This is a genomic window from Methylophaga marina (genome assembly GCF_030296755.1).
Lineage (GTDB): Bacteria > Pseudomonadota > Gammaproteobacteria > Nitrosococcales > Methylophagaceae > Methylophaga > Methylophaga marina.
The window spans coordinates 512970-526547 of record NZ_AP027741.1; the positions used below are offsets into that span (position 1 = coordinate 512970).

The window sequence follows — 13578 nt, forward strand, 5'->3', positions numbered from 1 at the left end:
TAAAGTGACTACACTCACTATTGCGCGACACTCTGATATTAGCCAACCTCTTAATGAACAGCACAGTAATGAGCAGCTTAAAGCAAAAAGTCATTTCTTGAGAGGCACGATCCGTGAAGGACTCCATGATGCTAATACGGGAGGTATTAGTCACGATGATGGATTGTTAACAAAATTCCATGGTATCTATCAGCAAGATGATCGTGATACACGACAACATCGTCTCATTCGAAAACTTGAGCCTCATTATCAATTTATGGTGAGACTACGAATTCCAGGTGGAAGATTAACCAAACAACAATGGATTGAAATAGACCGTTTATCACGAATTTACTCATCGAATGGAATTCGTATTACCACACGTCAAACGATTCAATTTCATGGTGTGGGAAAACAATGCTTACAACCACTCCTGATAAGTCTAGAAAAAATCGGAATTGATACTCTTGCTGCGTGTGGCGATGATAATCGAGGTATTGTTTGTGGAGTCAACCCTGACGCGTCAAGAGTAGCTCAACAAGTCTATGACCTAGCAAGAGAGACAAGCTCACGCCTCTTACCTAAAACAGATGCTTATCGAGAAACTTGGTATGACACCCCTCCTTCAGCCTCCCAATCTGAGGAGCCACTTTATGGCGAAACGTATTTACCCCGTAAATTTAAAATAGGATTCGTCATCCCTCCTGATAATGATATTGATATATTTGCCCAGGACGTCGGTTTTATAGCTGTTATTGAGAAATCTCGACTGGTTGGTTTCAATGTGTGTGTTGGCGGTGGTATGGGGCAACTTGATTCTAGAGAAGATAGCTATCCGAGGCTATCCACCCCCATTGGCTTTATAGAAGCATCAGACGCACCATTTATTGCTGAAGTCATCATGACTATTCAACGCGATTATGGGGATAGAAAAGATAGACATCGTGCCCGTTTCAAATACACATTAGATAGAATCGGTCTAGACAGCTTTAAAAATTTACTCGTAAACCGTTTCGGCAAAAAACTAGCCCCTTTGAAGCCATACAGATTAACAAATAATGGTGATAAGTTAGGCTGGCATCAGACTGAGGATAGTCAGTGGCTGGCAACATTGCATATTCAAAGTGGACGTATCAATCATCATTTACAAGATCAGTTACAAGCTTTCTTTCAGCAATATAGTGGTGAAATCCGGTTAACAGCGAACCAGAATATTCAGCTTATCAATATTCCACCATATGACATTTATGACGTAGCAAGGCGATTGTCTGATCTTGGTTTATACGAAAGGTTGATCCCCTCCAGTCAAGAAGCCGTTACGTTGAGCTGTGTTGCACTTCCAACGTGTGGGCTGGCTATGGCTGAAGCAGAAAGAATAACGCCAGACTTTCTTGCCCTTTTTAATGATTTGAAACGTCAGTATGACCTCCAAACAAAACCTATCACACTAAGAATTACTGGTTGTCCCAATGGGTGTGCTCGCCCCTACTTAGCTGAGATAGCCTTAACAGGACGAGCGCCAGGTTTATATAACTTATATCTTGGAGGTAGCCACCGAGGAGACCGGCTAGCCACGCTACATGAGAAAAATCTCAGTCAAACTCAGGTTCTGGATGCCTTGGCTCCTTTATTCGATTTGTATTCAACAGATCGCCTCAACAACGAGTATTTTGGGGACTTCCTTCACCGATGTCATTTCATTAAATCCTCATCCATCTCAAATCAGTCAATACAGGAAAGATAGATGTCTGAATTTCTTTTTATACAAAGCCGAGATCCCTTCACAGATGCACTGACTAAATCGCAATATGAATTAATTCACCATCTCGCCAATGCAGGCAATCGTGTGACGGTAGTACTTATCCAGAATGGGGTTATGCCTGCCACCAAAAGCAGCATTTTTACGCCCTTTACTAAATTACTTCATGAAAACATCACATTGGTTGCTGACAAATTCTCTCTCCAACAGAGAGAAATAGATGCTGAACAATTGATACCAGAAATATTAACCACTGATCTGGATATTGTTATCAAAGCATTACTGTCGGGACAAAAAGTCATTTGGAATTAGGAGATGTCAATGTCACATAATAAAACACTCACTTTCGCCTTTATGGATCCACCATTTGAGAGCGAGCGCACCGTCACTTTTTTTAGATTACTCGATGCCGCCTTAGATGCTAATTCTCATGTGAAGGTATTTGCTTATGAAGGTGCTGCTGCTTTGTCATTCGCCAAGCAACAACAACATGGCAATGCCATCCATGGACATGATACTGAACAAGAAGATCATCCACTGACCAAAACATGGATTGCGTCGCTACAGAATAAAGCACGTAAGAAAGCACTCTCTTTTGAATGGATTAATTGTGGCTTATGCGTCGATGAGCGTGGCGTCAATGACACCATCCCCGGTTGTCATCGTGGAGGACCAGCCGATTTATGGCGCTATGCCTCAGAATCATTTAACACATTAACTATTGGAACTCGCTAATCATGAAAGTCTTACAAATACTCGATCAAGCTTTCAGAACAGTTGTGGAAGAACAAGATGAAACGATTCTATGGTTAATTCAATGCATGCAAAAAAATTGAGCATACCGATATCGATCAACTCCAGTTATTACTCACAGGCCAAGCCGTCTATTACACGCAACAAAAAAAACAGCAGCCTCAACTAAAAATAGGTGATTGGCAGCAAACTCAACCAGCGAATATCAATACCGATATAGGCAACCTGATTTCATCTCATATTCCTATTTATGTTGTGTATGAAGATTTATGGGATAGAGGGTTAGAAATGGAAGCGCTTAGAGAAGGTATACAAGTCGTGAATAGACAACAGCTCGTGCCTATCTTCGAACAAGCCGACCAAATATGGCACTGGTAATGCTCACCAAAATAGCCATTCAAAATCAGGAGTTCTATCATGAACACAACACATAGTTACAATGAAGATATTACCAAGTGGTTTTCCGTCGCCGCCTGTATTTATCTTGTCATTGGTACAGGCATCGGTGTGTATATCGCCTCCGAACTCGCCTGGCCATTTCTTAATTTTGATAATCCATATATTAGCTTCGGACGACTAAGACCCGTGCATACCAATGTGGTCGTCTATGGTTTTGGTGGCTGTGTTCTAATGGCAACGGCCTATTATGTCGTACAGCGTACCTGCTATGTCAGACTATGGAGTGACAAGATGGCCTGGTTTACATTCTGGGGCTGGAATCTCTATGTGATTGGCGCTCTGGTGACGCTTCCACTGGGCTACACTCAAGGCAAGGAGTACGCAGAATTAGAATGGCCTTTTGATATTTTGTTAACCGTTGTGTGGCTCGCCTACTCAATCAACTTTATTTTCACATTGAGCATTCGCCGTGTTTCCCATATCTATGTAGCGAACTGGTTCTTTCTGTCCATGATGATTATGTTCACCTATCTCCATGTGGTGAATAGTTTATCGATTCCCGTTGAATTGATGAAATCCTACTCGATTTTTGCTGGCGTTCAGGACGCCATGATTCAATGGTGGTGGGGTCATAACGCCATTGGCTTTTATCTCACCGCGGGTTTTTTAGGCATCATGTATTATTTTGTGCCCAAACAAGCTAATCGGCCTGTTTATTCTTATCGCTTATCAGTGATTCACTTCTGGGCATTGATATTTGGCTATGTATGGTTAGGTGCGCATCACCTGCAATATACAGCTCTGCCTGATTGGACAGGCTCTCTTGGTGCAGCAATCTCTCTCGCCATGATTATTCCATCATGGGGAGGAGCAATTAACGGTATGTTCACATTAAGCGGTGCTTGGGACAAACTCAGAACCGATTATATTCTCCGTTTTCTCATCGTGGCGCTGGCTTTTTATGCCATGTCAACGTTTGAAGGCCCTGTAATGGCATCAAAAACAGTTAATGCTCTTTCACACTATACCGACTGGACGATTGGTCATGTTCACTCTGGTGCATTAGGCTGGGTGGCGATGATTTCTATTGGTGCGCTTTACCACATGGTCGAGCGTTTATGGGATACGCGTATGTTTTCTGTAAGGTTAGTGAATGTGCATTTTTGGTTAGCGACTGTGGGCACAGCCATCTATATTACTGCCATGTGGGTGGCCGGTATCATGCAAGGCCTAATGTGGCGTGCGTACGATGACTATGGCAACCTGGCCTACACCTTTGTTGAATCGGTGGCTCAAATGCATCCTTATTATGCTATCCGTATGATGGGTGGCCTCGTCTTTTTCAGCGGTGCATGTGTGATGTTATTTAATGTAGTCATGACCATTAGAAAAACAGTAAAACATCATCACAGCACGGTTTCTGTTATTACTGACAATAAAGCTGCTATTTCGGTTAAGCCGGGAGGATAAAAGGATGAGCACTTTTTTTCTACTAGAACTATTCCTGAAGTATCACGGTATGCCTCATTTATTGATGTTTATGGGTACTGACGCTTTAATCATTCTCGCTTTCTATTTCATTATCAGAAGCGTTTATTCACCTGAAAATGAACGGCACTACAGAGAAGAAAGTTTTATTCCTCTTGATGATGATAGCGATGAAGAAAAACAGTTATTTGGTACTCATCAGACCTTCTCATCCAGGAGAAACAAATGACCCTTAGCACTAAGCTCACGAGTGCGTTAGGCATTCAACACCCTATTGTACTAGCCCCCATGGGTAATGTGGCGGGAGGCCAACTTGCCGCTAGTGTGTCGAATGCAGGCGGACTTGGCATGATTGGTGTCGGCTATGGAGACCTTGATTGGCTAAAAATCGAACTTGAAAAGGTGAAGAGCTCGACGAGTCGGCCATGGGGAGTCGGTTTCATTACTTGGTCACTTACGGATGACGTGTTTGATTTTGTCATGGAGTACTCACCCAAGGTAGTGATGATGTCTTTCGGTGACATAAGCCCGTGGGTAGATAAAATTAAAGCCCACAATATTCCCTTGATTTGCCAGGTTCAATCGTTAGCTGAAGCCCTGGAAGTCAAAAATAAAGGCGCTGATTTTATCGTCACTCAAGGTAGTGAGGCAGGCGGTCACGGTAAAAGTCAGCGATCTACCCTCTCTCTAACGAAAGGCGTTATTGATCATCTACCGAACACGCCAGTGATAGCGGCTGGAGGCGTTGCCGACGGCAAAAGCCTGGCAGCGATGTTAAGTCTGGGTGCTGTCGGCGCTTCTATCGGCAGCCGTTTTTATGCATCGACAGAGTCTATGGCTGATAATACATTAAAGAACAAAATGGTAGAAAGCGGTGGTGATGATACTCAGCGAACACAGGTGTTTGATATTATTAGAGAAATACCATGGCCACCAGAGTATACTGGCAGAGCCCTTAAAAATGTGTTCACCGCTAAATGGCATGATAATGAAACAGAATTAAAACGTCAGCTACATCAGCATCAAGCGAAATTCTTTTCTGAACAACAATCAAATAATTTAGACTCAGCGATCATCTGGGCAGGAGAATGTATCGATTCAATACACGCTATTCAATCTGCTGAGACAATTATCAATGAGATGGTCACGGATGCAAAACACTCACTAGAGAACCCAACATACAGCAGATAATCCATATAAACCATTGATGACAAAACGATAACGCCATGAAGCTTAACCCTAAACCCTCCGTGACCGATGAGTCGTGATTACTGGGGTAATGACTCAAGCACGACTTACACCTAGGCAAGTCCTCGTTTATACCAAACTGAAATAAAGTTTAATAACAGCCTCACTAATGATACGATATATCATATTAACAACTTTACTATTTGCTAAATGACTTCAGATACGATTCTCGACACACAACAGCAGATTGTTAGCGATTTTGAGTTGCTTGGTGACTGGCAGCAGCGCTATGCCTATGTCATTGATTTAGGTAAAAACTTAATCAAACACAGTGACAGCGAATTACAGACTGAAGAAAACCGTTTGTACGGTTGCCAGTCGAATGTCTGGTTATCATCGGAGTACAAAGACCAAAAGCTATTTTTCACCGGCACCAGTGACTCGGTCATTGTTGCAGGTTTGATGGCGTTGTTATTTAAAGTGTATTCAGGGCAGTCTCCGAAAGCGATTCTCAGTCACTCACTGACCTTTCTTAATGATACAGGCCTAATCAATAACATCACCTCACAACGAAGCACTGGCTTGGCTTACATGGTTGAACGCATCTATGAAACGGCGCAATCTCAACAACGTAAATCGACATCCCATCATGAAAAAGCCTAGTCCTTATTTCGATGTTATTGTGGTGAGTGCCAGTGCCGCAGGCATTGGTATAGCGTTGATGTTGCAAAAAATTCCTGGGCTATCTTTCACGGTACTCAAATCAGGAAGTATTAGAGAATCATTCCGTCGCTGGCCGAAACAAACACGGTTTATTACACCCTCATTTCACAGTAACCCATACGGATTAGTCGATCTGAACGCCATAGAAGAACAAAGCTCCCCTGCTCTTTTTTGCCAATCAGAACATCCCTGCGGTGAGCATTATGCTGAGTATTTAAAAGCCGTTGTCAGTAACGAATATTTACCCGTCGTCCAACATTGTCGTGTCGACAAGGTACTTAAAGAAAACCGTGATAACTTTGTATTGGAAACGCAACAGGGCGTCTTTCGATCACAATATCTAATCTGGGCAACAGGTGAGTTTCAATTTCCAGATTTAGCCCCCTTTCCAGGTGCAGAACACGCCATACACTATGCGAATATTTCTGACTGGTCTGATTTTAATGCTGAAGCGTATACCGTCATTGGTGGCTATGAAAGTGCCATTGATGCCAGCATTAATCTGCTAGCGTCTGGTCATCATGTTCATGTATTGATGAAAGAATCGGACTGGAATAAACAAAGTAGTGATCCCAGTAAAACGCTTTCACCCTACAGTCTCGACAGATTCAATGAGGCTATCCAATCAGAGCGTCTCACCATCACATTTGACGCGAATATCCAATCCATTAAAAAGACAGCAGACGCTTATATTATATCCAGTGAGGATGGACGCCAATGGTCATCAAATACGGCTCCTATTCTTGCTACTGGTTTCTTATCCGGTGGTGGTGCAAAGCAGATTGCACATTTATGGGAATGGGATGAAGACGATCGAATTCTGCTGACAGAAGCTGATGAATCAACCTGCACGCCTGGGCTGTTTTTAGTAGGTCCACAAGTCAGACATGATGAGCAGCTTTATTGTTTCATTTATAAGTTTCGTCAGCGCTTTACTCAGCTCACTGAGCTGTTAGCGCTTTGCTTGTCTTTGGATAGCTCAGCATTAAATGCCAATAATCCCTGGGCAGGCCAATGCGATGAAGAACAGTGTGGAGATTGTGCATGTTAAACACGGCAAGCCTATCTACTCGTACAGGACTGGGGGCAACCGCACTTTTATTACTCTCCAGTCTGGTCACAGGCTCATGGGTAGGTCATCAGGCACCTGATATAGGCGCGGCCATCGGTCAATACACCGATCCTGTGCTGTTGTCTTTAATCATCTTGTTGTTTTCAAGTGTTCGATTTGATGCTTTATCCAATCTCAAACATAAACTGTCATTTCTTTCGATTAGCTTAATCGCCAACTTTGTCATCGTGCCACTGATTGGTTACGGTATTGCCTTGCTGGTATTACCTGATCATCCTTTAATCATGGTCGGGTTAATTATTTATTTTATGTCACCTTGCACAGATTGGTTTTTGGGCTTTACCCGAATTTGTCAGGGAGACACACTACTCGGCTCAGCGTTATTGCCTATCAACATGGTCGTTCAGTTGCTGTTGTACCCGATTTATCTGTCCGTGTTTACGCAAAATAATGTCAGTCTGGCATCCGATGTTATTGTGACTACATTTACCCAATGGTTTCTCACGCCATTGCTAATTGCAGTGGTCATACATCTTCTTATAAGGACTACATTACCTCAGTCTATACGTATTCAGCTGTTTGACTGGATTAATCGACTCATTCCGATTGTGATATCCATTGTCATCTTTCAAATATTTGCCAGTAATTTTGGCATCATTATTGAGAATGTGAATGTCTTCATCAGTTTATTAGCAGGTGTATTCTGCTTTTTTGTGCTGACGTTTGCTCTTAGTGAAATCCTCAGTCGTTTTTTTAAGCTGCCTTACCAGGAACATGTTCTTTTGACCATGACGATAGCGGCACGTAATGCCCCGTTAATGCTGGCAGTGACGATGGTTGCCTTACCTTCACAGCCTTTAATTTATGCCGCCATCGTTATCGGTATGCTGTTGGAGTTTCCTCACCTGACACTCATCAGTCATTTACTACTACGCTCCAAAGCGACTCATCAACATAAACATCGCTTACATGATTCTGAACAAGCTAATTAGCCATAGAGATAAGCCACAAGCTGAGCCTGCTCATCAGGCTATCAGCCACAGCTTTACCCAAAATAATCGATATGTATTCAAACACTTATTTAAACATGGTGTTCACTCTTGGTTTTCTGACCATTTTATTTCTATCTGTCTAGCCTGTTCGCCAGGTATACATCCTCAAACTGAGTTTTAACTATGTCCATAAAACAACCACACGCAACATTCACTGTAAAATTTGGTGATTCTGACTACAGCTATGATGCTGCTATCACTGGCTATGATGTGATAACGGACATTTGTCCTGCTTATCGCTCAACAACAGTGGCACTTCAGGTCAATAACGTTTTACAGGATCTCAGCGATAGGATTAGTCATGATGCCACGGTAGAGCTGATACTGAGTGATAGTAAAGCAGGGCTTGAGATTATTCGTCACTCCACCGCCCACCTATTTGGTCATGCCATCAAACAACTATTTCCTGACACAAAAATGGTCATTGGCCCTGTTATTGAGAATGGCTTCTTTTATGATGTCGACAGTGACTATCACTTCTCTCCATCTGACCTCGACCTCATTCAAGAGCGTATGGAAACATTAGCCAAGACAGGATACGAGGTCATCAAAAAAAGGTGCCCGTAGCGCAAGCGCGCGAGCTATTTATGGAGCGTGGTGAAACCTACAAAGTAAATCTCATCGATGATATGGACACAGATATCAAAGAGGTGGGGCTTTATTACCATCAAGATTATATCGATATGTGTCGTGGTCCCCATGTGCCTAATATGGCTTTTTGTGGACATTTCAAACTCACGAAATTATCAGGTGCTTACTGGCGTGGCGATGCTAAAAACAAGATGCTGCAACGTATCTACGGCACAGCATGGAATAGCGCTAAAGAGTTACGCACCTACCTGCAAGCGATGGAAGAAGCAGAAAAACGGGATCACCGTCGTATCGGTAAAGCGCTGGACTTATTTCATTTTCAAGAAGACGCACCCGGTTCTGTATTTTGGCACCCAGGTGGCTGGTTAATTCTGCAAGAATTGATTGCCTACCTGCGTAGACGACAAAATACTGAGCATTATCAGGAAATTAACTCACCCGACATTATGGACAGAAGTCTATGGGAAACATCTGGTCATTGGCAAAATTATCGAGATCATATGTTCACAACGGACACGGGGATGGTCGCTCCTTTGCGTAAAAACCAATGAACTGTCCTGGCAGTGTTTTGTTATATCAGCATGATCTAAAAAGCTACCGTGATCTGCCTATTCGTATGAGTGAATTTGGCAAAGTACATCGCTATGAACCTTCTGGTGCTTTACATGGCTTACTTCGAGTCAGGCATTTCACTCAGGATGATGCTCATATCTATTGCACTCCCGAACAAATGCTCACCGAATGTATTGAAGCCATTAAGTTAACTCTGGATGTGTATCATCAGTTCGGCTTTGAAGACATTGACGTTAAATTATCCACCCGCCCAGCTCATCGCATTGGCTCTGATGATATCTGGGATTTACTTGAAAATACCCTGATTGATGCGCTTAAAGAACTGGATATTGTGGCTCAGATAAATGAAGGTGAAGGGGCATTTTATGGCCCTAAACTCGAGTTTGTCATGCGAGATGCTATCGGACGCGAATGGCAATGTGGCACGCTTCAGGTCGATATGAACTTACCAGAACGCTTTGATTTACACTACATTTCAGAAACAGGTGAGAAAAAAGACCGGTGATGATCCACCGCGCTTTGTTCGGATCATTAGAACGCTTTATCGGCATTTTATTGGAACATTACGCAGGCAAATTGCCGGTCTGGCTGATGCCGGTTCAGCTGGTTATTTGTACCATCAGTTCTGAGCAAACAGAATACGTTTCACAAGTCGTCAATATTTTTCGACATTATGGTGTACGCGTTGAAATGGACACCCGTAGTGAAAAAATCGGCTATAAAATTCGTCAGCACACTCTCAAATACGTCCCTTTTATTGCGATTGTCGGCGACAAAGAGCAGCAATCTAAAACACTCACTTTACGCAGTCAAAACGGAAAACCATTAGGGACGTTTACCATCATCGAAGCCATGAATAAGCTGATTCAGGATTGTCAGAGGCCTGATAAGGACGCGCGCTTTCGTACCATACAAGACGCCATTGACACATTGTTGACCGATGCCGTGAGTGATACACATGCGTAATCATCAATATCATGCTGACCTATTGATAACCGATGGCAGAGTTCATACCCCCTCCGGTAAACAGGAAATGGATATTGCCTGTAAAAATGGGCAAATTGTAGCCATAGGTTCGCTGAAAAATAGCTGGTCAGCTGATGACGTTATACAAGCGTCTGGGCTGGATGTCTTACCTGGTGTCATGGATACCCAGGTTCACTTTCGCGAGCCGAGACTGATACATAAAGAAACCATTGAAGCCGGCACCAGAGGCGCCGTTTTAGGCGGGATTACCAGTGTGTTTGAAATGCCCAATACACATCCGCTGACGGTCAGCGAAACCGATCTGCAACAGAAACTGGATATCGCTAAACGCACGGCCTGGTGTGATCACGCTTTCTACATAGGTGGCTCCAACATCAATGCCAATCAGTTAGCCAACCTCGAGACGCTACCCGGCTGTTCCGGTATCAAAGTATTTATGGGCAGCTCTTTTGGCGATTTATTGGTTGATGACGAGACGATTCTCAAACACATTTTGTCCACGGGCAATCGACGCGTAGCGATTCATGCAGAAGATGAAGCCCGTCTTCGATCACGCAAACACTTGGTAGAATCCAGCCAGCAAGTGAAAGATCATCCCATATGGCGTGATGTGGAGAGTGCATTAATTGCAACAAAACGCGTGGTGACTCTGGCTCAACAATACAACCGTGAGCTACATGTATTACACATCAGCACAGCAGAAGAAATCGCTTTTCTGGCTCAATATAAAAGTCATGTCAGTGTCGAGGTCACTCCCCAGCACCTGACATTGATGGCCCCGGATTGTTACGACACCATGGGTACACTGGCACAAATGAATCCGCCTATACGAGAACAACGTCATCAACAAGCGTTATGGGAAGCTATAAATAACGGGATTGTCGATGTCATTGGCAGCGATCATGCACCCCACACCTTAGATGAAAAAGCCCAGCCCTACCCTAACTCACCGAGTGGCATGACAGGCGTTCAGACATTATTGCCGATTATGCTGGACCACGTACATAAACAGAGACTGAGTATAGAACGCTTAATCGACCTGACCAGTAGCGGGCCTGTTCGCTTATTTAATATCCGTAACAAAGGCCGTATTGCAGTGGGTTATGATGCCGATTTTTCCATTGTCGATTTCAAGGCCAAACGCACCATCCGCAATGAGTGGATTGCCAGCGTATCAGGCTGGACGCCTTACGACGGCAGAGAAGTCACAGGCTGGCCAATCCACACCATTGTCAGAGGAAACATTAAAGTCAGAGATGAAGCATTATCTTCGTTTATCGCTAATGCTCAAGCGATACAATTTTCCCTCTAAACAGTTACTTTCAGCTATCACTACGAGTTAGTTAACTTTATCGTTAACGACAACAACACGATCATCAATGATTTGATTGTAAAAACAGCTTTTCCTGCCTGTATGGCAAGCCGCTCCCTTTTGATCAACTTTCAAAAGAACGGCATCGCCATCACAGTCCAAGAAAATTGATTTCACTTCTTGGGTATGACCAGAGGTTTCGCCTTTACGCCATAAGCATTGTCTTGAACGCGACCAATAACATGCTCTTTTACTAGCGACGGTTTCAAGCAGCGCTTCTTTGTTCATCCAAGCAACCATCAATAGCTCACCTGAGTCATATTGCTGAGTAACCGCATTAATCAAGCCTTGGGTATTCCATGGCAAATTATCAATAACTTCTTGTAGAGCTAGAGAACTTCCTGTGGGTAAATTTTCTAATGTTTTTATCATTCCGAAGCTCCTGTTAACTTTCTGCTAAACGTGAGTGTAAAGCACGTGTATACGCCGATATCGCAGGAATAAGGGCAATAATAACGCCACTACCAAATACGCCCAGGCATAGATAGAGGTTAGACAGTGTAAACAGATTGCCTGACACAGCGATACCATAATTTGCCAGTAAGGCATCTCCCCACCCGTTAATTATCACCATCAGCAAAACAAAGGCAGAAACGACGGCAGCACTGGTAATTAATACGGCTTCGAGTTCAATCAATAATAGAATACGCCAAGGCCCCATGCCTAAAGCTCTCAATACGGCAATCTCTCTGAGTCTTTCTCTTATAGATGACAACAACATCGCGGCCAGCCCCAATAAAGCGGCAACCAACACCATCAATGAGATCAGTGATAAAGCCATTTCTACACTGGACAACATTTGCCATAACCGTGAGAGCGTCACGCCAGGAATGATGGCAGATAACGCTTCAGGCTGATAATTATTGATTTCTCTTTGCAGGTGAAAAGTGGTGATTTTATTTTTCAGCCCCAACATAAATGCTGTGATGGTCTTTGGCTGCAAATCTTGCTCTGTGAGTTCGTCAAGGCTGATAGTTTTGCCTGGTAATCTAATCCCATTTTTCCAATTCATATGAATGGCTTCCATGGCGCCCAAACTGATATGCAGGGAACGATCAACAGGCGTGCCGGTAGTGGCTAAAATACCCACCACGGTAAAAGGCATGTCATCGTGTAGGCTAAAACTGTTTTGAGCCGTACCATGCGCCAGGATAATCTTGGAATCAATCTTATAGCCTAACTGTCTGGCGATATCGGCACCAATAACCACATCAAATACCCCATCGAAAGCCCGACCTTGAGCAAATTCCAGAGCCTGTCTCTGGCCGTATTTGAAATAAGTAAAATAGTCCTTGTTGGTGCCTAGCACCCGATATCCCTTATGGGAATCGCCAAGCGAGATGGGCACTGACCAGGCCACACCTTTTTGCTGACTAATATTCTGATAGCTCTGCCAATCAATATTTTGCGTTGCATCCCCAATTCTGAAGACGGAATACAACAGTAAATTAATATCGCCGGTTCTCGCCCCTACAATCAAGTCCACACCTGAAATCGTACTGTTGAAGTTCTGTTTGACCTGATGCCGGATATGTTCAACAGCCAACAAAATAAATACGCTGATAGTGATAGCGAGAAAAGCGACAATAACGGAGCCTTTTCTATGCCAAAGACTCTGAGTGGCTAAGCGTAAAAACATAGA

At 43.4% G+C, this 13578-nt stretch carries 16 protein-coding genes; 14 read left to right on the forward strand and 2 right to left on the reverse strand.

What is annotated here, in order from left to right:
- Positions 1 to 4 precede the first annotated feature (4 nt).
- The 14 genes from QUE24_RS02520 (at position 5) to QUE24_RS02585 (ending at position 11876) form a co-directional block, all read left to right on the forward strand.
- Positions 5 to 1723, forward strand: coding sequence for an NADPH-dependent assimilatory sulfite reductase hemoprotein subunit (locus tag QUE24_RS02520; protein ID WP_286305096.1), 1719 nt, complete (start codon positions 5 to 7; stop codon positions 1721 to 1723).
- Positions 1724 to 2050, forward strand: a complete 327-nt coding sequence (locus QUE24_RS02525) for a DsrE family protein (protein ID WP_286305097.1) — start codon at positions 1724 to 1726, stop codon at positions 2048 to 2050. It begins immediately after the preceding gene.
- A 9-nt stretch (positions 2051 to 2059) separates the two neighbouring features.
- Complete coding sequence (locus QUE24_RS02530; protein WP_286305098.1) at positions 2060 to 2473, forward strand: DsrE family protein; 414 nt, start codon at positions 2060 to 2062, stop codon at positions 2471 to 2473.
- Positions 2474 to 2908: 435 nt separating this feature from the next.
- Positions 2909 to 4360, forward strand: coding sequence for a cytochrome-c oxidase, cbb3-type subunit I (gene ccoN, locus QUE24_RS02535; RefSeq protein WP_286305099.1), 1452 nt, complete (start codon positions 2909 to 2911; stop codon positions 4358 to 4360).
- A 4-nt stretch (positions 4361 to 4364) separates the two neighbouring features.
- Positions 4365 to 4607 (forward strand): hypothetical protein, encoded by a 243-nt coding sequence (locus QUE24_RS02540; protein WP_286305100.1) that lies wholly within the window; start codon positions 4365 to 4367, stop codon positions 4605 to 4607.
- Positions 4604 to 5569, forward strand: a complete 966-nt coding sequence (locus tag QUE24_RS02545) for an NAD(P)H-dependent flavin oxidoreductase (RefSeq protein ID WP_286305101.1) — start codon at positions 4604 to 4606, stop codon at positions 5567 to 5569. Before QUE24_RS02540 ends, QUE24_RS02545 begins: the two co-directional genes overlap by 4 nt.
- A gap of 207 nt (positions 5570 to 5776) precedes the next feature.
- Positions 5777 to 6229 carry a SufE family protein gene (locus tag QUE24_RS02550; RefSeq protein ID WP_286305102.1) on the forward strand — a complete coding sequence of 151 codons (453 nt, stop codon included), beginning with the start codon at positions 5777 to 5779 and terminating at the stop codon, positions 6227 to 6229.
- A complete protein-coding gene (locus tag QUE24_RS02555; protein ID WP_286305103.1) occupies positions 6216 to 7340 on the forward strand; it encodes an NAD(P)/FAD-dependent oxidoreductase in 1125 nt (374 codons plus the stop codon). Before QUE24_RS02550 ends, QUE24_RS02555 begins: the two co-directional genes overlap by 14 nt.
- Positions 7334 to 8353: an arsenic resistance protein gene (locus QUE24_RS02560; protein ID WP_286305104.1), complete on the forward strand. Its 1020-nt coding sequence runs from the start codon at positions 7334 to 7336 to the stop codon at positions 8351 to 8353. Before QUE24_RS02555 ends, QUE24_RS02560 begins: the two co-directional genes overlap by 7 nt.
- 183 nt (positions 8354 to 8536) lie before the next feature.
- Positions 8537 to 8980, forward strand: a complete 444-nt coding sequence (locus QUE24_RS02565) for a hypothetical protein (RefSeq protein WP_286305105.1) — start codon at positions 8537 to 8539, stop codon at positions 8978 to 8980.
- Entirely contained in the window at positions 8971 to 9555 is a 585-nt protein-coding gene (locus QUE24_RS02570; RefSeq protein ID WP_286305106.1) for a hypothetical protein, read from the forward strand. The genes QUE24_RS02565 and QUE24_RS02570 overlap by 10 nt, the downstream gene beginning before the upstream one ends.
- Entirely contained in the window at positions 9552 to 10082 is a 531-nt protein-coding gene (locus tag QUE24_RS02575; protein ID WP_286305107.1) for an aminoacyl--tRNA ligase-related protein, read from the forward strand. The genes QUE24_RS02570 and QUE24_RS02575 overlap by 4 nt, the downstream gene beginning before the upstream one ends.
- Complete coding sequence (locus QUE24_RS02580; protein ID WP_286305108.1) at positions 10082 to 10543, forward strand: His/Gly/Thr/Pro-type tRNA ligase C-terminal domain-containing protein; 462 nt, start codon at positions 10082 to 10084, stop codon at positions 10541 to 10543. The genes QUE24_RS02575 and QUE24_RS02580 overlap by 1 nt, the downstream gene beginning before the upstream one ends.
- The gene (locus tag QUE24_RS02585; RefSeq protein WP_286305109.1) at positions 10536 to 11876 is read left to right on the forward strand and encodes a dihydroorotase; all 1341 of its coding nucleotides are present in this window, start codon (positions 10536 to 10538) and stop codon (positions 11874 to 11876) included. The genes QUE24_RS02580 and QUE24_RS02585 overlap by 8 nt, the downstream gene beginning before the upstream one ends.
- A 27-nt stretch (positions 11877 to 11903) precedes the next feature.
- Here the strand turns inward: QUE24_RS02585 and hisI are convergent, their stop codons facing one another.
- Positions 11904 to 12308 (reverse strand): phosphoribosyl-AMP cyclohydrolase, encoded by a 405-nt coding sequence (hisI, locus tag QUE24_RS02590; protein WP_286305110.1) that lies wholly within the window; start codon positions 12306 to 12308, stop codon positions 11904 to 11906.
- Positions 12309 to 12321: 13 nt separating this feature from the next.
- A complete protein-coding gene (locus QUE24_RS02595) occupies positions 12322 to 13575 on the reverse strand; it encodes an ABC transporter permease (protein WP_286305111.1) in 1254 nt (417 codons plus the stop codon).
- Positions 13576 to 13578: the final 3 nt, after the last annotated feature.